Source organism: Kosakonia sp. SMBL-WEM22, from assembly GCF_014490785.1.
Lineage (GTDB): Bacteria > Pseudomonadota > Gammaproteobacteria > Enterobacterales > Enterobacteriaceae > Kosakonia.
This window is the reverse complement of record NZ_CP051488.1, coordinates 1,108,830-1,130,047: the sequence shown is the minus strand read 5'-3', so window position 1 is coordinate 1,130,047 and position 21,218 is coordinate 1,108,830. Positions and strand designations below refer to the sequence as shown.

Sequence of the window (21,218 nt, the reverse complement as noted above, 5' to 3'; positions counted from 1 at the left end):
TGCGGTTAGAGAGATAAGTATAGTCAAACGTTTCGCTAACTGGCGCGCGCCAGGCGTAAAGCCGCTTCAATTTCTGCCACTACCGCCTGCGGCGGCTGCGCGGCATCGACCACAAAATGCGCCGCATCGCGATAGAGCGCATCGCGGGTGGCGAGCACGTCGCTCACCTCTTCGCTGATCGGCTTGCCGGTTAACGTCGGACGCAGCCCCTCTTGCGGAGAAGCTTCCAGCCGCCCTGCCAGCACGTCGACCGGCGCACAGAGGTAAACCACGCGCCCGTGCTCACGCATGAAACGGCGGTTGTAGTCGCTGAGAATAATACCGCCGCCGGTGGCGACGACCAGAGCGGGTTCGGTCACGGCTTCCAGTGCCGCCGTTTCGCGGGCGCGAAAACCGGCCCACCCCTCCTGCTCTACGATTTGCGCAACGGTCTGCTGCGCCTCTTCCTGCAACCAGCTATCGGTATCGATAAACTGGAAGCCCTGTGACAGCGCCAGCGCCCGGCCAACAGTAGTTTTACCGCAGCCGCGTGCGCCGATGAGAAAGATGGGTAGCGTCATGAGCAGGTTATTCCTCCAGGCCCCCGGTTGGGGGACAACAATAAGATGGCGATGATAGCACTAAACCAACGGCGCGCGCTGCGTAAGAGTAACGTTACACATTCTCAATTTTGCGTATAAGAACGTTCTGGCGCAGCCATTGAGGCTGTAAAGTTTCTGTGGCATCGCCTGTAGCGGCAACCTTACTGGAGGTGATAAAAACTGACAAGCCCGGTTACGGCGTCTGGCGGCGCTGGCGATCGAGCAGCCACTTATCGAGCTGCGCGGCGAACTGCTGGCGATCGCGCTGCGAAAGGGAATCCGGTCCGCCGGTCTGGATGCCGCTGGCGCGCAATGTATCCATGAAATCGCGCATGGTCAGCCGCTCGCGAATCGTCGCTTCCGTATAGCGTTCGCCGCGCGGGTTGAGCGCTGCCGCCCCTTTTGCAATGACCTCCGCCGCCAGCGGAATATCGGCGGTGATCACCAAATCATCCGCCGCGCAGAGACGCACGATTTCGTTATCGGCGACGTCAAAGCCTGCCGGCACCCTGAGCGAACGGATCACCCTGGATGGAGGTACGCGCAAGTTCTGGTTAGCGACCAGCGTTAACGGCGTCTGTGTCCGCTCCGCGGCGCGAAATAAAATCTCTTTAATCACATTCGGACAGGCGTCCGCATCAACCCATATCGCCATGGTGACTCCTTTTCGTTTCGGCGCATTGTCCCTTTAATTGCCCGCCGGGGAAAGCAGAGATCCTTTCGCCCTCGCCGGAAAAGCGCGTTAAGCTATGAATCACATGCAATAACAAGCAGAGAGGGACGTGATGGAAAAGAAAATCGGTTTTATCGGCTGCGGTAACATGGGTAAAGCGATCGTCGGCGGGCTGATCGCCAGCGGCGAGGTGAAACCGGGGCAGATTTGGGTCTATACGCCAACGCCTGATAAGGTCGCCGCCCTGCAACAGGAGTATGGCGTCAACGCCGCGCAGAGCGCGCAGGAAGTGGCACAGATCGCCGATATTGTCTTTGGCGCCGTGAAGCCGAACATCATGGTGAAAGTCCTTAGCGATATCGCCTCCAGCCTCAACAAAGAGACGCTGGTGGTCTCCATTGCAGCCGGTGTCACGCTCGACCAGCTGGCGCGCGCGCTGGGTCACGATCGCAAAATTATCCGCGTGATGCCAAACACCCCCGCACTGGTTAACGCCGGGATGACCTCTATTACGCCGAATGCACTGGTGACCTCTGAAGATACCGCCGATGTGCTGACCATTTTCCGCTGCTTTGGCGAAGCGGAAGTGGTTTCCGAAGCGATGATCCACCCGGTAGTTGGCGTCAGCGGCTCGGCACCGGCGTATGTCTTCATGTTTATCGAAGCGATGGCCGATGCTGCCGTGCTGGGCGGCATGCCGCGCGCGCAGGCCTATAAATTTGCCGCACAGGCGGTCATGGGTTCGGCGAAGATGGTGCTGGAAACGGGCAAACACCCTGCCGAGCTGAAAGATATGGTCTGCTCGCCGGGCGGCACTACCATCGAAGCGGTGAAAGTACTGGAAGATAAGGGTTTTCGCGCCGCGGTGATGGACGCGATGGCCGCCTGTATGGCGAAGTCGGAAAAACTGAGCGCGTAAAAGGCAGCGCCACGGCGATTCAACCGTGGCGCGAAGCTTACGAGAGGAGTTCGCTGGCCGCACGCATGGTCAACGGCTCCTGCATTTTCAGCACCAACTCCGCCGTGGCGGTGTTCTCGCCGCAGCTCAGTACCGCCTTCAGCATTCCCTCCTGGCCGTAGAGCACGGCGAAGCGCTTATTCTCAAACGATCCCAACATCTTCATGCTGTCCCACTCGCGGGCATAGCCGAGGTACTCAAAGCGCGTGCCGAAGTGGGTAGTCCAGAAAAAGGGCACCCGATCGAAAGGCTGCGTTTCTCCGAGCATATTGAGTGCCGCAATGCGCCCCTGCTGCTGGGCAACGCGCCAGTGCTCAATGCGTCGACGCCCCTCCGGGGCCGGATAGGTAGCGATATCGCCGACCGCCCAGATATCGGGCGCGGCGCGCAGATACTCATCCACCGTCAGGCTGCCATCCTCTTCGCGTGGCAGATCGCCCACCAGATCGGTTGAAGGCTCCACGCCGGTAGCAAACACCACCACATGCGCTGGAAGCGTACGACCATCTTTCAGTGCCACGCGCTGCACGTGATCATCGCCCTGCAACTCCGCCGGCTCGCCGGTGACAAACTTGACGCCATTCTGCTTATGCAGCTCCATAAAGTGGCGGCCAATCTCTTCACCGAACTGCGGCACAAACGGCAGCGCATGGCGCGAAAGCACGGTGACATCGACATCCTGGTTACGCAGCGCGGCCGCCAGCTCCATGGCGATGAAGCTGTTACCGACAATCACCAGTTGCTGCTCATCCTCCACTTCACTTAACAGCGTCTGCGCCTGGTGGATATCACGCAGCACATGCACACCCTCGAGCTGGTTGCCGCGAATCTCCGGCCAGACGGGGCGTCCGCCGGTTGCCAGCAGCAGTTTGTCGAAGGTAATTTCGCGCCCGTCGGCGAGCGTTAACTGGCGTGCTTTGGCATCGAGCTTCGTTACCGCTTGATCAATGTTCTCCACCCCCGGCTGGGCATAAAACGCCTTATCCAGCAGTTGCGGCACTTCGCTGATCTTCATCTTGCCGGAAGGGACAAACTTACTCAGTGCCGTGCGGTCATAGGGTGCTTCGCTCTCTTTATCAATCAGCATCAGATGGCCGTTAAACCCGGCGTCGCGCAGCGTCACCGCCGCAGAACTGCCGGCTGCACCAGTGCCGAGGATCACTACCGTTTGCGGCCCGTCACCGCGAATGGTGTTGTGGGTAGTCGGCGAGAGCGGGCGCGGATTAACCAGCACGCGGTTCTGTTCAATATGCACCGGATACTGCTTCAGGTTTTGGAGTGCCAGCGGCTCGCACCACTCGCCGTTAGTGATATCGAAGTTGGCTTTGTGCCACGGGCAGACCAGCCGACCGTCGCATACCGCGCCCTGCTCAAGCGGTGCACCGGCATGAGGGCAGCGGCTCTGAAACGCACGCACCTGGGTTAAGGTGCGAATGAGAATAAGCGAAGTGCCATCGACATCGAACTTCACCGGCTGGTTTTCAGGTAGATCGTTTAGATCGGTAACATATTGATAGTTCATTACTCTTGCTCCCGTATTGGTGTGGCAAAACGGGCGTAACGTCTGGCGACGTACACTCGCAAAGGAAAAAAAGACAACACAGCTCACAAATTAAGCCTGGCAGAGATTAAGCGGGGAGCAACACAGCGGCAGAAACGCCTTAAGTATGCGGGCGCAAATTACGCCCGCGAAGGGAGGATCACGCCGCTTTTTTCAGACAGGCGCTCATAAATTTACCGCGGTCATCGCCTTTCAGGGATTGCTGCGTCGCCTGGGCGTTGCATTCGCGCATCCGCTGCTGCTGAGGCGTCAGGCTCTTTTGCCCAGGCTCGGTTTTGGTGCTCTTCAGGCAGTCGCTCATGTAACTCTTGCGCGCATCGCCACCAAGGTTCTGCGCCTTAGCCTGCTGGTTGCAGAGCGTCATACGCTGCTGTTGCGGGGTCACTGTTTTCTCGGCGGCGCTTAAGGCCGTCATAAACAGCACACCGAAGATGAGAGTAACGAGAAGTGTGATTTTCATAGCGCCATCCTTCTGTCAATGAACCCTTTAAGGATGGTCCTAATTGGCGAAAAAACCACCCGGCAGCAGAGATTTACCGCCGGGCAGCTGTTACTTGAGGTTCAGCGCCGCTTTCATGGTGTAGAAGAGATCGGTCTGATCCGTCAGCCCGACGACGTTCGCCGCATGCGGGCCGTACGCCGCAATGCGCACCTGCGTGCCGGTATGCTCCATCGACTCCTCTTCCGAGTTGCCGTAGGTCATCGCCATCACCGCGCCATCTTTGGTAGTCAGCGCCTGGCTCAGGCCTGGTGCTTTGGTATCTGCCGGGATGATCTGGCTGGCATGAGCGTGGTCTGCGGTCACGATCACCAGTGTATTGCCATCTTTACGCGCAAACTCCAGCGCTTTTTGTACCGCTTCGTCAAGATCGACTGTTTCACCAATCTGGCCGCACGGGTTCGCCGCGTGATCCTGCTTATCAATCGATGCCCCTTCCACTTGCAGGAAGAAGCCCTTCTCATTTTTGCTCAGTAACTCAATCGCTTTTTCCGTCATCGCCGCCAGCGTCGGCACGCTGTCGGTGCGTTTCGGGTTTGGCGTGCAGGTCACGGCAGGCTTATCCAGGTTACCATGCAGGGAGGCTTTCGGCCCTTCCCAGCGCACCGGCATGTTGCCGTCGGCGAAGAGACCGAGCAGAGGTCTATCCTGGTTCGCCATATTAATTGCCGCAAGCGACGCGGCATCGCTCACCAGCTGGTAACCGCGCGCCTGCGCCTGCTCGCGCAGGGTTTTGCCCTGCCACTCACCGGCGGTGGCGGTTTCACTGAAGGTTTTTGCCCCGCCGCCAAGCGTCACATCCGGGCGTGCATTCAGCAACTGTTCAGTAATCGATCCTCTACCGCCCTTCTCCAGCGCGTTAAGCGCGCATTTCTCGCTGGTGACGCTCGGACCGTAGCAGCGGCGGGAGGTAACATGGGAAACCAGCGCGGCAGGCGTCGCGTCCTGCAATTCGGCGGTGGAGACGTCGCCCGTCGCCAGACCGGCGGTTTTTGCCATCTCAAGGATGGTCATATGATCTTTGTCGTGGATATCGACGCCGAGCGCACCGTTATAGGTTTTTACACCGGTGCTCCATGCAGTTGCCGACGCGGCAGAGTCGGTAACGTAGTCGGGCTTCCCGCTTTTCTTATCCAGCGAGTAGTGGGTGTACTGACCGGTGAGCGGCAGCGCATCAATACCTTTAAAGAAACCACCCGCGCCTTCAGCATAATTTCGCGCAGCGGTAATTTCGGAATCGCCCATGCCATCGCCAATCAGCAAAATAATATTTTTGGCGGGTTTATCATTTAGAGATTCACGCAGCGCAGCGGTTTGATCGCCCGTTAGACGGCGCGCGCCGCCGGGTGCGGAAATATCCCCTTGAGCCGCCCGGCTTTCAAGAACGGGTGCTACAGATGATTCTGCATAAATAGCAGGCGAGGAAAGCAGGGATAATAGTGCAAGATATAACGCGCTCTGTTTCACTTAATATTCTCCATGTACAAATACTTAAAGAAAATAAAACAGAGCGACTATAGGCAGCCCAGATGACAGTGAGATGACAGGTATTACATGCTAACGCGGGGTCAACTGCGTGGGTGCCTTAAAAGCTTTTTTACGTATTGTTGCAGCAGCTCCGAGTCTCTTGACAGGGCCTCGTCGCCCGGAAGAGCCTCTGCCAGCGCACCTTCGACACTTAAAATGAGCGACTGCTGCTCGGATGCCGCCATCTGGCGCAACAGCGCGGTGACGACAATTTCCAGCGCTTCAACCTGGGCGACCAGCTCTTTGGACTCCTCTTCCTTCTCCGCAAGCTTAACCAATAACTCAGCAATGAGATTTTTCATGGCGCTATTTCCTTTTTAGACGTTGCATGAAGTTAGCACTCGATTTAGTAGTTGCAAAGGAGATGCAACTATTATTTTTGCGCATTAATACACACAGTGAGAAAGGTCATCCAGGAAATAACGTCATGGTGGTTGCGAAGTATATAAAGAAACTGGATGCGCAGGCCGGAGATCTATTTCCGGCCTGCGTTTAGCGTGGTTGCCGCACGCGGCGAAATGCCCGCGCCAGCTGGATCAGGTTAATTAGCACCACTACCGCCGTGGCGGCGAAGACCCAGCGAAAGCCGGCCATCGCCGAAACTGACGCGCCCATCAGCGGGCCAGCAACATTACCAAGGTACATAAAGGATTGGTTGTAACCAAAGATGCGCCCGGTAACCTGTTCGCTGGAGTACTTCAGCAGCAGCGTCTGCACGGCGGGCAGCATCGCACCATCGGCAAAGCCGAGCAGAAAGCGCAGAATGCCAAGCTGCAATGGCGAGGTGACAAACGACATGGCAAAGAAGAGCACAATCGCGCAGGCGAGCGTTGCTAACAGAATACGCGAGGTGCCGATGCGATCGCCCAGTTTCCCAAGCCTGGGTGCCGAAAGCAGTGCAGAAACACCCGGCACGGCGGCGATAAGGCCGCTAAGAAAGGCGATATTGGCGGTATCGGGCGACAGGGACTGGATAAAGAGCGCGAGGATCGGGCTAATCGAGCCATTGCAGAGCTGGATCACCAGGGTGGTGACAAAGAGGCTGATCACCAGCCCCGGATAGGGCAGCGTCGAGAAAACCGCTTTACCACTGAGCCGCTCGCCCCTCTTCACCTTCGGTCTGCCCCCCTCTTTAATCAGGAACAGCGTCACCAGGAAGCTCACCATCAGCAGCAGCGCGGTGATAATAAACACCGTGCGCAGGCCTAAGTGGTCAGCGAGAAAACCGCCCATCAGCGGGCCGCCGATCACGCCGCTGATCTGCGCCGTCGAAAGCGTGCTGAGCGCCCAGCCGCTGCGCTCGCGCGGCACCTGCGAAGCCACCAGCGCCATCGCGTTAGGAATATAACCGGAGGTCAGCCCCATCACGCCGCGCAGCAGCAGCAACTGCCAGACGTTGGTGGCGAAGGCTTGCAGCAGAATGGCGATCGCCATCCCCAGCGAAGCACGCAGCAGCATCAGCTTGCGCCCTTTGCGGTCCGCCAGGCTGCCCCACATCGGCGAGACAATCGCCGAGATGAGGAACGTGATACTGAAGGTTAGCCCTGACCACATCGACAGTGCCTCGTGCGAGGTCACCCCCAGTTGTGCCACATAGAGCGGCAGAAACGGCAAAATCTGGCTGATGGCTAGCCCGGTAAAAAAGCAGCCGAACCACACCGAGATAAGATTGACCTTCCAGGATTCCATAAATACGCGTAATCACTCAGGTTTTAAAAAACGGCGCATAGGGTAGCAAGAATGCGCCAGCGATAAGTTACCAGATATGCGCTTAGCCGCACTTTGGCGTTTTATCCCTTAACCACCGCCGAATAACAGCGGTGCAGGAAGGAAAACCGTAAATGCTAAGCGCGATATGCTTAGCGACAAAGGCCGTAACCGCGCATACCGAGATGGAAATGGTCTGCGTGGGCGGCGTTATACTCCGGCCCAAGGCCGTTACCGTAATAACCGCAACTGGCGCTGAGCATCGCGCGCAGCCAGGGTTGAGTGCGCGCCTGCCGCCAGCCGCGCAGGACGGAAACTTGCTCACCATTCGCCAGCCGGAATGCGCTGATATCAAGCGCTTCCGCACTGGCATGTTCGCTGCGCCGGGCATCGGCGCGGTTGTAGATATTGCGGCAGGCGTAGCTCCCCAGATGATCAATACGCGCCAAGGCGCTGCCCATCATCGTTTCGCTTAATGGCCGTGCCTGCTGCTCAACAAACAGCGCCGAGCTGAGCGCCAGCGGGCAGCTTGCCAGAAAGCTGCTGCTCAGCTTCACGGCGCCGAAATCTTTTACCCGCACCACGTTGGTTAGCGGGCAGTCGCCGGCGCTGTCCGCCACCGCAACGGAGGTGATAAGCCGCTGCTGATTCGCCTGCTTCAGCAGCGCTGCGCACTCTTCAGGCGCTAAACGCCGCAGCTTGAACTGGGTGATGCGCCCCGGGGGATCGCTCAGTTGAAGCGGGGCAAAAGGGTTGTACCACGCTGGCAGCGCGCGGTAACCCGCATAGACGCCGCCGATAAGAATAGCGATTACGATCAGGCTCTTCCCGCTCACCTCTCCTCCTCTTTTTTTCTCCAGACATTATGGCAGAAGGCCGCGAATCGTGCGTTTTGACGTGATATCGTATGGGTTTTCTCATCAGTGTGAGTGATTGTTGAAATGGCAAAACTGCGGGTAGGGGTCGTCTTCGGCGGCAAATCGGCGGAGCATGAAGTGTCGTTACAGTCGGCGAAGAACATTGTCGATGCGATGGATACATCGCGCTTTGAAGTGGTGCTGCTGGGTATTGATAAATCTGGGCAGTGGCATATTAGCGATGCGCAGAACTATCTGCAAAACGCCAGCGATCCGGCGCGTATTGCGCTCAATCCGTCGGACAATAGCGTGGCACTGGTGCCGGGCGTCGCCGGGCAGCAGCTGATTGCGGCGGATAACCGCTCGCCGCTGCCGAATGTTGATGTCATTTTCCCGATTGTTCACGGCACGCTCGGCGAAGATGGCTCCCTGCAAGGGATGCTGCGCCTCGCCAACCTGCCCTTTGTCGGCTCCGATGTGCTCGCTTCCGCAGCCTGTATGGATAAAGACGTCACCAAGCGCCTGCTGCGCGATGCCGGTCTGGCCATCGCACCGTTTATCACCCTGACGCGCGCTAACCGCGACAGCTTCAGCTTTAGCGACATCTCATCGCAGCTCGGCCTGCCGCTGTTTATTAAACCCGCCAACCAGGGCTCATCCGTCGGCGTCAGCAAAGTGACCAACGAAGCGCAGTATGCTGAAGCGTTGCGTCTGGCCTTTGCCTTCGATAAAAAAGTGGTGGTGGAAAAAGGGATTGTCGGGCGCGAGATCGAGTGCGCGGTGCTGGGCAATGATGAGCCACAAGCCAGCACCTGCGGTGAAATTGTGCTGAACAGCGAGTTCTACGCTTACGACACCAAGTATATCGACGATCAGGGCGCGCAGGTGGTGGTGCCGGCGGCCATCGATCCCGGGACTAACGACAAGATCCGCGCGATCGCCATTGAGGCGTATAAGACGCTGGGCTGCGAAGGGATGGCGCGGGTAGATGTGTTCCTGACGCCGGAGAACGAGGTGGTAATCAATGAGATCAACACCCTGCCCGGTTTTACCAATATCAGCATGTACCCGAAACTGTGGCAGGCGAGCGGCATGAGCTATAGTGCGCTAATCACTCGCCTGATTGAACTGGCGCTTGAGCGCCACCAGCAAAGCAGCGCGCTCAAGATCTCGATGAACGAGTAAGCGTTACTCGGTACTTTCCGTCGCCTCATCCTGCGTGGGGCGGCGGATAATCAGCCCAGACAGCCAGAACCCGATAAGCCAGGTCACCAGCCCGACGGCATAGGTTTGCCACCCTTTAGCGTCAAACCCCAGCAGCCCTACCACGCCATTGAGAATAAAGATCAGGCCGATCGCGAACGCGTAATAGTGCCAGTCACGGCGAATTTTCTCAGGCAGCTTCATGACAACTCCAGCAGGTAAAGAGCGCATCATCGCACAGCGCGCGGGTTGAGAGTGTGTGCTGTGCGGTAATTCCGAAATGTTACGCAAATAATTAATACGTTACAAAAATGTGATGATTCACAAAAAACGCTTCCCTGGGATCCTTCCCGCTCCGAAATTATCACCATTCTGATGTTGACAAAGCGGGACTGGTGCCAAACTAACCAGGAGTTACGGCTCTGAGCCTATCTTCCCTGAGCGTTTAAAAGTGACGAGTACCGGAGGTCTTATGGCTGACTTTACCCTATCCAAACCCTTTAATAAGGGCGCGAAAAAACGAGACACCTCCAGACCGGGTAATATTGCTTACGCCGTCTTCGTACTGCTCTGCTTCTGGGCAGGCGCGCAGTTGCTTAACCTGCTGGTGCACGCGCCTGGTGTATTTGAACACCTGATGCAGACGCAGGACGTCTCCCGTCCCCACGTTGAAATGGGTATGGGCGTAGGCACGATTTTCGGTCTTGTGCCGTTTATCGCCGGCAGCGCGTTTCTGGGCGTGATTTTTCTCGTCCTGCGCTGGCGTAGCCACAACCTGCGCTAATTGCGCGCCATGCAAGCGGCCCGACGATCGTCAACGCGTTTCGCAAACAATGCCGTGGTTAAGTTACGCGTGATTTTCGGGCTCTCTAACTGAATCCCCGGTAGCATCTCGCGCGGCAGCGCTTTTCCGCTGCGTTTGTCCGCCAGGCGATAAATCTCCCGATAGAGCTTCGTCTCTTCAAACTCCTGGCTGTCACCACGCTCAAGCTGGCGGCGAATATCGCGATCGCTCATCGCAAGCTGCGCGCCCAGCGTCTGCACCGCACGCTCGGTGGTGCCCGCTTCACGGCTGCCATAAAGGATCAGATCGCCATCCAGTGCCAGCTTAATGCCCGTCACTTTACTCACCGCGTTCTGGAACGCCGCGTTACGGCTGGCGTAAAACCCGGCGTTGTAGTCGGCGAAGCGGTAAATCGGCGCGCTGTAGCTGGCCGGGTAGTTAAGCAGATGATAGGTGCCAAACCACAACCCGCCGCGGCGGCTGAAGACCTCCTGGCGCACGGTGCCGGACATCTCCCACGGGTAGCCGTCGGTGTGCTGCTCGGCAAAGGAGACGCTCACCTGCATCGGCCCACCGGTGTGCACCGGGTTATAAGAGCCAAACAGCGTCTGCCCCATCGGCACCATATTGATCATGTCATCGAAGATCGCGCTCAACTCGCGCTCGGTGCGCACCTTATCGAGCCGCTCGCTGTAGCTTTTGCCGTTGGGCGACGGGATTTTCAGCGCCGTGTGCACCAGCAGCGCAGGGATGTGCAGCTGCCCGGCGCGCTTGTCGATCTCTTTCCAGGCAATCTTATTCAGACCCGGCACCACCGGATCGGACTGGTAGTTGGACTCCTGCTGCGCCACCGCTAATACGGAGCAGATGTTCTCCAGCGTCGGCGGCAGCTTCTGGCTCTTAAAGGTGGTCGCCAGATCTTCAGCCCAGCCGTCGCGATCTTTAACGCTTGCGGGAATGGTGTTACGCACCACGCTTGCGACATCCAGCGCCTTCGCCTTTTTAGGCCCTTTCGATGCCTCTTTATCAGAGAGCGAGCCCTGCGAACTACACCCGGCGACAATCAGCGCCGCCAGCAACCAGCTAAAACGGGGTACGTAAGACATAACCTTCCTTTGTTAATGGCCGTGAGAGGCGACAGGAACGAACTCCTGATTATCGACCTCACGCTCAAAACTGCGCAAACGTTTATAGATAGACATCAGCTCTACCAGCGTCGTCCATGAGGTGATCAAATACTGGAACGAGCTGCGCACCTGTTCAAAAACGTTAGTGATCTGCTGCATCAACCCGAAGGTAATCGCCCCAGCCGCCAGCGTCGGGAAGAGCATAACCAGGCCAAACACGGCGTCAACCTGCAGGTAGAGAATGCGCACGACGTTGAAATAGGTGTAGTGGAAATAGAGCCGAAAGTAGTTGCGGCGCACGGCGCTAAACAGCTCCGCCACCGTATGCGGGCGCGCGCGTTCGGCATCATCTTCACCATAGACCAGCTCTTTACGGTACGCCGCTTCGACGCGCTGATTTTTAAATTGCAAACCGGGCAGCTTGATACCCACTGCGCCCAGCACCAGCGTGCCAAACAGCGCCCAACCGATGGCGGCAAACACCAGGCCGTAGGGAACATGCCCAATAATCGGCAGCTCCGGCACATGGGGCGAGAGAATAATCAACACCGGCAGGAAAGCGAACAGCGTCATAATCGCATTGATAAAGCTGGTCCCCATATCCTCCAGCGTGCTGGCAAAACGCATGGTGTCCTCCTGCACACGCTGCGCTGCACCCTCAATATGGCGCAGCTGCTGCCAGTGCGCCATATAGTATTCGTTCATCGCCGTGCGCCACCGGAACACATAGTGGCTGACGAAGAAGTTATTCAGCACCGCCACGGTAACACCGATCAGCGCGATGCCCAGAAAGACCCCGCTGCCGCTGTAAAATTTCTCCAGCGGCACGGTATTCGGCGCGGTGAGCGCTTTTTGGATCAGATCATAAAAGGGTTGATACCAGGCGTTAATGGCGACGCTCACCTCCACCTGAAACCAGGTGACGAAGATAATCAGCGCGGTGCCGAGAATCGACCACCGCTGCCAGCGATGGGGCGAGTAGATAAACCAGAACGCGGCGAAGAGGCCGACGCAGAGCGCATAGTAAGCGTAAAAGAGCAGGAAATTGGGGCACCAGAAGCGCGCGGCGCTGATGGGCACCTCGCTTGATATGCCGGTCAGGTGTAATAACCAGCGCTCGCCGCCTGCCAGCCAGAAAACAATGGCGAGAAGCGTCCAGATAAACGCCGAGGCAAAAAAGGGCGTCGGCCGGGGGAAAAAGGATCGAAACATAGTGCTCTCCTGGGTCTTTCTTATTCTTTACAAAGTATGCTGTGTCACGCTCGCGGCCAGCGACAAAAAAGCGCCGCAAGTGCGGCGCTGGCTCGTTTAATCAGACCTCAGGTTAACCGTTTAGTGGCTTTGCCAGTCATAAACAATTGTATCGACACTTTTCACCTGCAGCGGGTTGTCTGGCACGATAAGCGTGCGCCAGACGTCGTTATAGTGGTCGATAAGCGTGGTCGCCTTTGCCGCCGGGCGGTCGGCGGTGGTGTGCGCATCCTCCGCGACGGTAATCGCGAAGCCTTTGCTGACACCATTTTTCAGCGTGGTATCGACACAGTAATCCGTTGCACAGCCGCAGATGACAAAGCTCTCGATCGCTCGCTCGCGCAGCATCGCCTCAAGATTGGTTTGATAGAAGGCGTCGCAGGCGGTTTTGGTCACGTAAAGCGCGCTCGCTGGCTGGGTTAACTCCGGCAGCAGCGCAAAGCCTGCACTCCCCTCCTCCAGCCCGCCCGCCTCAGCGTGCTGGATAAAGATCACGGTCTCTGCCGCCGCCGTCAGCTGATTGATCCGCGCGACGCACTGCGCGCGCTGATGACGCGGCGTGGCAAACACGCCGTTTTGCATATCGACCACCATCACTACCCGTTGAGCAACCATTACCTGCCTCCTGTTTGGCGAAAAACGGAGCTTATCACACCCCATGGCGGCGGCGGGGGGCAGAAAAAAAGCTCTTATTTACCTGGCGTTACGGATTAGGGCGAAACATTCCGCTTTTCGCCCCTTTGCAACGCCGCACAAGTAGTATAAATACGCTCTATCTTTCCCCGTGATTAATGGATCCTTTCGTTGAAACGTTGTCTGCTTTTCTCCGCGATGTGGTGTGCGCTGGGCCTGACCAGCGTCCGGGCGGCGCAACAATCCCCCGACCCGGTATTTGCTTCTGACATTGTCGATCGTTACGCCAACCATATCTTTTATGGCAGCGGCGCGACCGGCATGGCAATGGTGGTGATTGACGGCAACCAGCGCGTCTTTCGTAGTTTCGGCGAAACCCGTCCCGGCAACAATGTGCGCCCACAGCTCGACTCGGTGGTGCGCATCGCCTCGCTCTCTAAGCTGATGACCAGTGAGATGCTGGTGAAGCTGCTCGATCAGGGCCGCGTGCGCCTGGACGATCCGTTAAGTAAATACGCCCCGCCCGGCGCGCGCGTACCTACCTACCAGGGCGCGCCGATTACGCTCGTTAACCTGGCGACGCACACCAGTGCCCTGCCGCGTGAGCAGCCCGGTGGTGCAGCGGTGCGCCCGGTGTTTGTCTGGCCGACGCGCGAGCAGCGCTGGAACTGGCTTGCCACTGCCACGCTGAAAAGCGCGCCGGGTACTCAGGCGGCTTACTCCAACCTGGCCTTTGATCTGCTGGCGGATGCGCTGGCGCGCGCGGCGGGAAAACCCTATCCGCAGCTGTTTGAAGAGCAGATTACCCGCCCGCTGGGCATGAAAGACACCACCTTTACCCCGTCACCGGATCAGTGCAAGCGACTGATGGTGGCGGAAAAAGGGGCCAGCCCGTGCAACAACACGCTGGCGGCGATTGGCAGCGGCGGCGTCTACTCCACGCCCGGGGATATGATGCGCTGGATGCAGCAGTTCCTCTCATCCGATTTTTACCACCGTGATGCGCAGGCCGATCGGATGCAGACACTGATCTACCCGCGCGAGCGCCTGACGAAAGTGGTGGGCATGGATGTGCCGGGTAAAGCGGATGCCCTCGGCCTCGGCTGGGTCTATATGGCACCGAAAGAGGGCCACCCGGGGATTATTCAGAAGACCGGCGGCGGCGGCGGTTTCATCACCTATATGGCGATGGTGCCGCAGCAGAATGTCGGCGTGTTCGTGGTGATCACCCGTTCACCGCTGACTAAATTCACCAATATGAGCGACGGCGTGAACGATCTGGTGAGTGAACTGAGCAACAATAAACCGGTGGCGATCCCCGCCTCCTGACGGAGTAACAGGCAGGTGCATTGCCGCCTGCCTGTGGCTTAACGGCGATTTTGGTAAAACGGGGGGTTATATTTTCGGCTACAATGCCGCCATCTGTTCCATAAATCTTAGGCATATCATGACCGATTTAATCACCCGTCCCCGCCGCCTGCGTAAAACCCCTGCGCTGCGCGCCCTGTTTGAAGAGACAACCCTGAGCAAAAACGACCTGGTGCTGCCGATCTTCGTTGAAGAGGAGCTGAACGATTACCAGGCGATCTCCGCCATGCCAGGCGTGATGCGCATTCCGGAAAAATATCTTGCCCGTGAAATTGAGCGTATCGCCAAAGCGGGTATCCGCTCGGTGATGACCTTTGGTATTTCACACCATACCGACGACACCGGCAGCGATGCCTGGCAGGAGAATGGCCTGGTGGCGCGTATGTCGCGCATCTGTAAAGAGACGGTACCGGAGATGATCGTGATGTCCGATACCTGTTTTTGCGAATACACCTCGCACGGCCACTGCGGCGTGCTGTGTGAACATGGCGTCGATAACGATGCGACCCTGCTGAACCTCGGTAAGCAGGCAGTGGTTGCCGCAGCAGCCGGGGCGGATTTTATCGCGCCATCGGCGGCGATGGATGGCCAGGTGCAGGCGATCCGCCAGGCGCTGGACGCGGCGGGCTTTAAAGATACCGCCATCATGTCCTACTCCACCAAGTTCGCCTCCTCCTTCTACGGCCCGTTCCGTGAAGCGGCAGGCACCGCGCTGAAAGGCGATCGTAAAACCTACCAGATGAACCCGCTGAACCGCCGCGAAGCGATCCGCGAATCGCTGATTGATGAAGCGCAAGGCGCCGACTGCCTGATGGTGAAACCAGCGGGCGCGTATCTCGATATTCTGCGTGATATTCGTGAGCGTACCGAACTGCCGCTGGGCGCATACCAGGTGAGCGGTGAGTACGCGATGATCAAATTCGCCGCTCAGGCGGGTGCAATCGACGAAGATAAAGTGGTAATGGAGAGCCTTGGCGCCATCAAACGCGCAGGCGCGGATCTGATCTTCAGCTACTTCGCCCTCGATCTCGCTGAACGCGGCCTGATTTAATCCCCACTGACACTCCTTCCCGTAGGCCGGATAAGCGCAGCTCCATCCGGCATACATGGTTCGTGGCCCGCTTTACCGTATGTTCACCTGCCCTGCCTTTGTAGGCCGGATAAGCGCAGCGCCATCCGGCATTTCACTGCACGCACCCATGCCGGATGGCGGCTTGCAGCCTTATCCGGCCTACAGGATCCGTGGCCCGCTTTACCGCATGTTCACCTGCCCTGCTTTTGTAGGCCGGATAAGCGCAGCGCCATCCGGCATTTCACTGCACGCCCCTATGCCGGATGGCGGCTTGCAGCCTTATCCGGCCTACAGGATCCGTGGCCCGCTTTACCGTATGTTCACCTACCCTGCTTTTGCAGGCCGGATAAGCGCAGTGCCATCCGGCATTTCACTGCACGCCCCTATGCCGGATGGCGGCTTGCAGCCTTATCCGGCCTACAGGATCCGTGGCCCGCTTTACCGTATGTTCACCTGCCCTGCTTTTGCAGGCCGGATAAGCGCAGCGCCATCCGGCATTTCACTGCACGCACCCATGCCGGATAACGGCTTACGCCTTATCTGGCCTACAGGATCCGTGGCCCGCTTTACCGCATGTTCACCTGCCCTGCCTTTGTAGGCCGGATAAGCGCAGCGTCATCCGGCATTTCACTGCACGCACCCATGCCGGATGGCGGCTTGCAGCCTTATCCGGCCTACAGGATCCGTGGCCCGCTTTACCGCATGTTCACCTGCCCTGCCTTTGTAGGCCGGATAAGCGCAGCGCCATCCGGCATTTCACAGAAATGCTCATAACGTCATTGTAATGAAATGTAAGCGTCATCTTCCCCCGCTACTGTCAGCGGCAAGACGGGAGGAGAAATCGCCATGTTTAGTCTCGACAATGTACTTGAGGATCTCTGGCCCCAGGCCAGACCGGCCCGCTGGCAAAAGAACCTGCTCAGGCGCCTGCTTTACGAACAGGAGTTCCAGCAATTCGCCGCCCAGCACCGCCACCTGAAAGGGCTGGATATGGTGGAACATGTCCTCGACCATCTGCACATTCGCTGTACCATCCCCGCCCATTGCCTCGAACAGATCCCCGAACATGGCCCGCTGGTGATTATCGCCAACCACCCGACCGGTACGCTGGATGGGCTGGCACTGATGTATGCCGTCTCACGCGTGCGCCGCGATGTCAAAGTGGTCACTAACCGCATGCTGAGCCACCTTGAGCCGCTAAGCTCGCTCTTTATACCGGTGGACAATATCGGCGGTCGTACCACCAAATCGGCGCTACAGCAGATGGAAAATCATCTGCAATCGGGCGGTGTGCTGATCTTCTTCCCGGCGGGCGAAGTGTCACGCCTGACCCGCAAAGGGATTCGCGATAAACAGTGGCACGCCGGGTTTATCAAGCTGGCGAACAAGTTCCGCGCCCCGCTGCTGCCAGCGTGTATCGAAGCCCGCAACAGCGCACTGTTTTACGCCAGCGCGCTGGTCTCTGATAACCTGCCGCTGCTGCTGTTAATGCAGCAGATGTTCCGCCGCCGCAATAGCAGCCTGCCGATTATCCTCGGGCAGCGCATTCCCTGGGAGAACTGGCACACCACCGCCCTTGCGCCGCGCGAGCTGGCCGAGAAGTGTCGCCAGCATCTTCTGCGTCTTGGCAAGGGCGTGCCCGGCACCTTCAAAACCGAATGCGCCATCGCCCGCCCCGAAGACAGAGCCACGCTGCGCCGCGAACTGAGCCGCGCCGAGTGCCTCGGGCGCACGCCGGACGGCAAAACGATCTATCTCTGGCAGCGCAACGGCCAGGAGGATGCACCGCTGCTGCGTGAACTGGGGCGGCTGCGCGAGATCGCCTTTCGCGCGGTGGGTGAAGGGAGCGGCAAACGGCGCGATACGGATCGCTACGATGACCACTATCTGCACCTGATCCTCTGGGATGACGCGGATCTGGAGATTGTCGGCGCCTACCGCTTTATGCCCACCGCGGAGCTTATCGCCGAACAGGGGCCGGAGGGACTCTACAGTCATAGCCTGTTTCACTACGATGCGCGCATGGCAGAGGTGCTGCGCGAAGGTCTTGAGCTGGGGCGCAGCTTTATTCAGCCGCGCTACTGGGGGCGTCGCGGGCTCGATTACCTCTGGTCGGGGATTGGCGCTTATCTGGCGCGCTACCCGCAGTACCGCTATCTCTTTGGCCCGGTCTCCATCTCCGGTGGCCTGCCGCCTGCGGCGCGCGATCTGCTGATTGCCTTCTATCGCCTCTGGTTTCCCGCCGCCTGGCCGCTGGCGTCGTCGCGCCGTCCCTGCCCCGCTACGCTGCCCGAGGTACTGGCGCAGTTTACCGGTGAGGATTACACCGAAGATTTGACGCGGCTGAAATCGCTGCTGGGTAATCTCGGCTGCGGCATTCCCCCGCTCTATAAACAGTATTCCGAGCTGGGCGAGCCCGGCGGCGTGCAGTTTATCGATTTCGGCAGCGATCCCGATTTCAATAACTGCGTCGATGGCCTGGTGTTGGTGGATTTGACGCGCCTGAAGGCGAACCGCTACGAGCGCTATATTGGCGTGCATCAGGTGCAGCAGAAAGCGGGGTAAGTTACGCGCGCCCAGGCTGCGCGTATCCGTCCTCGATCCCGTAGGCCGGATAAGGCGTAGCCGCCATCCGGCAATCGGTGCCGCGGAGATAATGCCGGATGGCGCTCACGCTTATCCGGCCTACGCGGTTTCAGCGGCTTCGGCCTGTATCCCCCTTTCCCCCCGCCTCATCTACACTCTTTTTACGTGGTTTCCACCGACACCGTGGAGGAGAGATGGAGAAGAAGTCGCACCGCTATCCGGTAGCTGACAGTCCGTTCTGGCTGCATGTTGAAACAAAGGTGCAGCGCATTGGCTCTGTAATCCTGTTCGCCGTAGTGATTGCCGGGCTGCTCGGCCTCTTTTCCCAGGGGTGGCTCAGCGCACGAAGCGCCCACAGCATTGATGGCAAACTGACAGTGCAGTATGACCGCTATGCCCGTCTGCAAAGCGATATTGATATGCAACTCACCGCCCACGCCTCGAACGAACGCCGCACCGTTTTTATCCTCGGCGGCAACTTTATGCAGGATTTCGAGATCCGCACCCTGCAACCGCAGCCGGAAAAGATGACCAGCCAGAACGGCGAACTGGTGCTGGAGTATGCCCGCCCTGATCCCGACCAGACTTTTACCGTCTGGCTTGGGCTGACACCGCAAACCCCTGGCAGCAGTGAATTGCGTCTCTCATTAAATGGCACCACCCAACTGGCAGTGAAACAGTTTATCTGGCCCTGAGGAGACGGCGATGGATATGGTATTACGCGCGGTAGCAATCTACCTGGTGTTGATGGTGGTGTTTAAAATCGCCGGTCGGCGAGCCTTATTGCAGATGACCTCCTTCGATCTCATTTTGCTGCTGATCATCAGTGAGGCGACGCAGCAGGCGCTGCTCGGCAACGACTTCTCTGTCACCGGTGCGGCGCTGACCATCATCACGCTGGTGGCGGTGGATATTCTGTTTGGCAAGCTTAAAAAGTACGTGAAAGGAGCAGAAAACTTTATCGATGGCACGCCAGTGGTGCTGGTCGAGAACGGCGAAATGCTGCCGGAGAAGATGCGCGAAGCGGATATCTCCCGCGCCGATATTATGCTCTCGGCGCGCAATAACCAGGGCATTGTCGATCTCGCAGAGATTAAGTTCGCCATTCTGGAACGCAATGGTCATATCTCGATCATTGCGAAAAATTCGCCTTAAAAGTGCGCTGCTATACTTTTGCCAGGCAGAATTTTCTTTCGGATGGAAGGGAGTGAAATGAAGAGCGAAACCACTACCGCATTACAACGCGAGCGCGTCGCCCCGCTGTTAAAGCTTGAGATTAGCGATCTGGCCGACAGGCTGGGTACGCTTCTGTGCGATAAAAACCTGCGCGTCACTACCGCCGAGTCCTGCACCGGCGGGCAGATCGCCACCGCGCTCTGCGCCTGCGAAAGCACGCCGGAGTTTTACGGCAGCGGGTTTATCACCTTTACCGATGAAGCGAAACAGACGCTGTTGCAGGTGAAAAAAGAGACGCTGGCGCGCTGGACGGCGGTTAGCCAACAGACGGCTTTTGAAATGGCGCAAGGTGCCTGTGACGCCAGCCACGAGCCGGTCAGCATTGCCGTGACTGGCTACACCGGCCCCGACGGCGGCGAAGATGGCACGCCTGCCGGCACCGTGTGGTTTGGCTGGGGCCTGCCGGATAGCGAACCGGTCACCGTCAAATGCCTCTTCGAAGGCGACACCACAGAGGTGATTGAGCAGGCGGTGAAATATGGGCTGGCGGGAGTGATTACGCTATTAAGTGATTGATTGCAATTTGCTTCCTGGGTGCGAATGCCGGACGATAGGGTTCGGCATTTTTATTGCGACACTGTCATGACCGAATGGGGAAAAAATGAAAATAGTTGTGCTGGATGGCGGTCTGCTTAACCCCGGCGATCTTAGCTGGGATCCACTGCATGCGCTGGGCGAAGTAACGGTTTATGACACTACGCCAGCCGATAAAGCCGCGCAGCGTCTGCACGATGCGGATATCGCCATCACCAATAAAGTGGCGTTTAGCGAAGAGCTGCTCGCCCACTGCCCACGGCTTAAATGTATCGCCGTCACCGCCACCGGCTACAACATCATCGATCTTGAGGCCGCCCGCGCCCGGCAAATTGTCGTTGCCAATGTGCCTACCTACGGCACCGCTACCGTAGCGCAATTCACCACCGCCCTGTTGCTGGCCCTCTGCAACCGCGTCGGTGAACATGACGCCGATGTGCATGCCGGGGGCTGGAGTAAAGCAGCAAGCTGGTGTTACTGGCTGCAACCGATGGTCGAGCTGGCGGGCAAACGCGTCGGCATTATCGGCTATGGTCGCATCGGTCAGGCATTCGGCGCTATTGCCCAGGCGATGGGTATGACGGTGCTGGCCCACTCTACCCGTTCACGCCCGCAGCCGGAGAGCGCGCAGCTGCGCTATGTCGATCTCGACACCCTCTACGCTGAGGCGGATGTGATCAGCCTTCACTGCCCGCTGACGCCGCAAACCAAAGGGATGATCGGCCGTGAGGCGCTGGCGAAAATGAAGCGCAGCGCGCTGCTGCTCAATGCCTCGCGCGGGGATCTGATTAACGAGGCGGATCTTGCCGCCGCCCTTAACGAAGGGCGTATTGCCGGAGCGGCGGTGGATGTGTTAAGCAGCGAACCGCCCGGCGCAGACAACCCGCTGCTTAATGCGAAAAACTGCATTATCACGCCGCATATCGCCTGGGCATCCGTCGATGCCCGCGGGCGCATTCTCGCCACCACGGTGGAGAATGTGCGGGCGTTTATCAAGGGCGAACCACAAAATCGTGTCGATCAGTAGCTTCAGGATGAGCAGTTCGCACGAAAATAAGCGA

The 21,218-nt window shown here is 58.2% G+C and carries 22 protein-coding genes; 10 read left to right on the top strand and 12 right to left on the bottom strand.

All coding sequences use genetic code 11. The features are described 5' to 3' along the window. Positions 1–35 precede the first annotated feature (35 nt). Both aroL and HF650_RS05340 read right to left on the bottom strand, forming a co-directional pair. Positions 36–560 (bottom strand): shikimate kinase AroL, encoded by a 525-nt coding sequence (aroL, locus tag HF650_RS05345; RefSeq protein ID WP_187801486.1) that lies wholly within the window; start codon positions 558–560, stop codon positions 36–38. A gap of 214 nt (positions 561–774) precedes the next feature. Continuing rightward, on the bottom strand, positions 775–1,236 hold the full coding sequence (locus HF650_RS05340; protein ID WP_187801485.1) for a YaiI/YqxD family protein: 462 nt from the start codon (positions 1,234–1,236) through the stop codon (positions 775–777). Between the two features lie 130 nt (positions 1,237–1,366). Here HF650_RS05340 and proC point away from each other — a divergent pair, with 130 nt between their 5' ends. Continuing rightward, positions 1,367–2,173 carry a pyrroline-5-carboxylate reductase gene (gene proC / locus HF650_RS05335; protein ID WP_187801484.1) on the top strand — a complete coding sequence of 269 codons (807 nt, stop codon included), beginning with the start codon at positions 1,367–1,369 and terminating at the stop codon, positions 2,171–2,173. 37 nt (positions 2,174–2,210) lie between these two features. Here proC and HF650_RS05330 read toward each other — a convergent pair whose 3' ends face one another. From HF650_RS05330 to HF650_RS05305, 6 genes are all read right to left on the bottom strand, one after another. Beyond that, positions 2,211–3,734: an FAD-dependent oxidoreductase gene (locus tag HF650_RS05330; protein WP_187801483.1), complete on the bottom strand. Its 1,524-nt coding sequence runs from the start codon at positions 3,732–3,734 to the stop codon at positions 2,211–2,213. A gap of 178 nt (positions 3,735–3,912) precedes the next feature. Beyond that, positions 3,913–4,233 (bottom strand): phosphate starvation-inducible protein PsiF, encoded by a 321-nt coding sequence (gene psiF / locus HF650_RS05325; protein ID WP_187801482.1) that lies wholly within the window; start codon positions 4,231–4,233, stop codon positions 3,913–3,915. A 90-nt stretch (positions 4,234–4,323) separates the two neighbouring features. Next, a complete protein-coding gene (phoA, locus tag HF650_RS05320) occupies positions 4,324–5,739 on the bottom strand; it encodes an alkaline phosphatase (protein ID WP_187801481.1) in 1,416 nt (471 codons plus the stop codon). Positions 5,740–5,840: 101 nt separating this feature from the next. Beyond that, positions 5,841–6,101 carry an anti-adapter protein IraP gene (iraP, locus tag HF650_RS05315; protein WP_042712200.1) on the bottom strand — a complete coding sequence of 87 codons (261 nt, stop codon included), beginning with the start codon at positions 6,099–6,101 and terminating at the stop codon, positions 5,841–5,843. A gap of 190 nt (positions 6,102–6,291) precedes the next feature. Further along, positions 6,292–7,488: a multidrug efflux MFS transporter gene (locus HF650_RS05310; protein WP_187801480.1), complete on the bottom strand. Its 1,197-nt coding sequence runs from the start codon at positions 7,486–7,488 to the stop codon at positions 6,292–6,294. A 170-nt stretch (positions 7,489–7,658) separates the two neighbouring features. Then, positions 7,659–8,342 carry an extensin family protein gene (locus HF650_RS05305; protein WP_187801479.1) on the bottom strand — a complete coding sequence of 228 codons (684 nt, stop codon included), beginning with the start codon at positions 8,340–8,342 and terminating at the stop codon, positions 7,659–7,661. A 105-nt stretch (positions 8,343–8,447) separates the two neighbouring features. Between HF650_RS05305 and ddlA the strand changes: the two genes are divergently transcribed. After that, entirely contained in the window at positions 8,448–9,548 is a 1,101-nt protein-coding gene (ddlA, locus tag HF650_RS05300; protein ID WP_187801478.1) for a D-alanine--D-alanine ligase, read from the top strand. A 3-nt stretch (positions 9,549–9,551) separates the two neighbouring features. On the opposite strand, the gene HF650_RS05295 is transcribed toward ddlA, so the two are convergent. Next, a complete protein-coding gene (locus HF650_RS05295) occupies positions 9,552–9,770 on the bottom strand; it encodes a DUF2754 family protein (protein WP_187801477.1) in 219 nt (72 codons plus the stop codon). A gap of 268 nt (positions 9,771–10,038) precedes the next feature. On the opposite strand from HF650_RS05295, the gene HF650_RS05290 reads away from it, so the two are divergent. Then, complete coding sequence (locus HF650_RS05290) at positions 10,039–10,350, top strand: DUF2755 family protein (protein WP_034812308.1); 312 nt, start codon at positions 10,039–10,041, stop codon at positions 10,348–10,350. Here the strand turns inward: HF650_RS05290 and HF650_RS05285 are convergent. From HF650_RS05285 to HF650_RS05275, 3 genes are all read right to left on the bottom strand, one after another. Then, positions 10,347–11,456 carry a DUF1615 domain-containing protein gene (locus tag HF650_RS05285; RefSeq protein WP_187801476.1) on the bottom strand — a complete coding sequence of 370 codons (1,110 nt, stop codon included), beginning with the start codon at positions 11,454–11,456 and terminating at the stop codon, positions 10,347–10,349. The two genes, HF650_RS05290 and HF650_RS05285, sit on opposite strands and share 4 nt — an antisense overlap. A 12-nt stretch (positions 11,457–11,468) precedes the next feature. Next, the gene (gene sbmA, locus HF650_RS05280; protein WP_187801475.1) at positions 11,469–12,689 is read right to left on the bottom strand and encodes a peptide antibiotic transporter SbmA; all 1,221 of its coding nucleotides are present in this window, start codon (positions 12,687–12,689) and stop codon (positions 11,469–11,471) included. 120 nt (positions 12,690–12,809) lie between these two features. After that, positions 12,810–13,343, bottom strand: a complete 534-nt coding sequence (locus HF650_RS05275) for an isochorismatase family protein (RefSeq protein ID WP_187801474.1) — start codon at positions 13,341–13,343, stop codon at positions 12,810–12,812. Positions 13,344–13,532: 189 nt separating this feature from the next. On the opposite strand from HF650_RS05275, the gene ampH reads away from it, so the two are divergent. The 7 genes from ampH to HF650_RS05240 all read left to right on the top strand — a co-directional run bounded on the left by ampH (position 13,533) and on the right by HF650_RS05240 (position 21,184). Beyond that, a complete protein-coding gene (ampH, locus tag HF650_RS05270) occupies positions 13,533–14,690 on the top strand; it encodes a D-alanyl-D-alanine-carboxypeptidase/endopeptidase AmpH (RefSeq protein ID WP_187801473.1) in 1,158 nt (385 codons plus the stop codon). A 118-nt stretch (positions 14,691–14,808) separates the two neighbouring features. Further along, positions 14,809–15,780 (top strand): porphobilinogen synthase, encoded by a 972-nt coding sequence (gene hemB, locus HF650_RS05265; protein WP_034812298.1) that lies wholly within the window; start codon positions 14,809–14,811, stop codon positions 15,778–15,780. Between the two features lie 867 nt (positions 15,781–16,647). After that, complete coding sequence (locus HF650_RS05260; protein WP_187801472.1) at positions 16,648–18,366, top strand: GNAT family N-acyltransferase; 1,719 nt, start codon at positions 16,648–16,650, stop codon at positions 18,364–18,366. A 215-nt stretch (positions 18,367–18,581) separates the two neighbouring features. After that, positions 18,582–19,082 carry a hypothetical protein gene (locus tag HF650_RS05255; protein WP_187801471.1) on the top strand — a complete coding sequence of 167 codons (501 nt, stop codon included), beginning with the start codon at positions 18,582–18,584 and terminating at the stop codon, positions 19,080–19,082. Positions 19,083–19,092: 10 nt separating this feature from the next. Further along, positions 19,093–19,542, top strand: coding sequence for a YetF domain-containing protein (locus HF650_RS05250; RefSeq protein WP_187801470.1), 450 nt, complete (start codon positions 19,093–19,095; stop codon positions 19,540–19,542). A gap of 57 nt (positions 19,543–19,599) precedes the next feature. Further along, positions 19,600–20,139, top strand: a complete 540-nt coding sequence (locus HF650_RS05245; RefSeq protein WP_187801469.1) for a 2-oxo-tetronate isomerase — start codon at positions 19,600–19,602, stop codon at positions 20,137–20,139. Between the two features lie 85 nt (positions 20,140–20,224). Then, entirely contained in the window at positions 20,225–21,184 is a 960-nt protein-coding gene (locus HF650_RS05240; protein ID WP_187801468.1) for a D-2-hydroxyacid dehydrogenase, read from the top strand. Positions 21,185–21,218: the final 34 nt, after the last annotated feature.

What these genes read in the sequence shown, in the direction of transcription:
- HF650_RS05310 (WP_187801480.1), bottom strand. Translation starts at nt 7,488, where the DNA reads ATGGAATCCTGGAAGGTCAATCTTATCTCGGTGTGGTTCGGCTGCTTT.
- HF650_RS05255 (WP_187801471.1), top strand. Translation starts at nt 18,582, where the DNA reads ATGGAGAAGAAGTCGCACCGCTATCCGGTAGCTGACAGTCCGTTCTGG.
- sbmA (WP_187801475.1), bottom strand. Translation starts at nt 12,689, where the DNA reads ATGTTTCGATCCTTTTTCCCCCGGCCGACGCCCTTTTTTGCCTCGGCG.
- proC (WP_187801484.1), top strand. Translation starts at nt 1,367, where the DNA reads ATGGAAAAGAAAATCGGTTTTATCGGCTGCGGTAACATGGGTAAAGCG.
- HF650_RS05260 (WP_187801472.1), top strand. Translation starts at nt 16,648, where the DNA reads ATGTTTAGTCTCGACAATGTACTTGAGGATCTCTGGCCCCAGGCCAGA.
- ddlA (WP_187801478.1), top strand. Translation starts at nt 8,448, where the DNA reads ATGGCAAAACTGCGGGTAGGGGTCGTCTTCGGCGGCAAATCGGCGGAG.
- hemB (WP_034812298.1), top strand. Translation starts at nt 14,809, where the DNA reads ATGACCGATTTAATCACCCGTCCCCGCCGCCTGCGTAAAACCCCTGCG.
- HF650_RS05295 (WP_187801477.1), bottom strand. Translation starts at nt 9,770, where the DNA reads ATGAAGCTGCCTGAGAAAATTCGCCGTGACTGGCACTATTACGCGTTC.
- HF650_RS05290 (WP_034812308.1), top strand. Translation starts at nt 10,039, where the DNA reads ATGGCTGACTTTACCCTATCCAAACCCTTTAATAAGGGCGCGAAAAAA.
- HF650_RS05330 (WP_187801483.1), bottom strand. Translation starts at nt 3,734, where the DNA reads ATGAACTATCAATATGTTACCGATCTAAACGATCTACCTGAAAACCAG.
- HF650_RS05340 (WP_187801485.1), bottom strand. Translation starts at nt 1,236, where the DNA reads ATGGCGATATGGGTTGATGCGGACGCCTGTCCGAATGTGATTAAAGAG.
- psiF (WP_187801482.1), bottom strand. Translation starts at nt 4,233, where the DNA reads ATGAAAATCACACTTCTCGTTACTCTCATCTTCGGTGTGCTGTTTATG.
- iraP (WP_042712200.1), bottom strand. Translation starts at nt 6,101, where the DNA reads ATGAAAAATCTCATTGCTGAGTTATTGGTTAAGCTTGCGGAGAAGGAA.
- aroL (WP_187801486.1), bottom strand. Translation starts at nt 560, where the DNA reads ATGACGCTACCCATCTTTCTCATCGGCGCACGCGGCTGCGGTAAAACT.
- HF650_RS05250 (WP_187801470.1), top strand. Translation starts at nt 19,093, where the DNA reads ATGGATATGGTATTACGCGCGGTAGCAATCTACCTGGTGTTGATGGTG.
- HF650_RS05285 (WP_187801476.1), bottom strand. Translation starts at nt 11,456, where the DNA reads ATGTCTTACGTACCCCGTTTTAGCTGGTTGCTGGCGGCGCTGATTGTC.
- HF650_RS05245 (WP_187801469.1), top strand. Translation starts at nt 19,600, where the DNA reads ATGAAGAGCGAAACCACTACCGCATTACAACGCGAGCGCGTCGCCCCG.
- HF650_RS05240 (WP_187801468.1), top strand. Translation starts at nt 20,225, where the DNA reads ATGAAAATAGTTGTGCTGGATGGCGGTCTGCTTAACCCCGGCGATCTT.
- HF650_RS05275 (WP_187801474.1), bottom strand. Translation starts at nt 13,343, where the DNA reads ATGGTTGCTCAACGGGTAGTGATGGTGGTCGATATGCAAAACGGCGTG.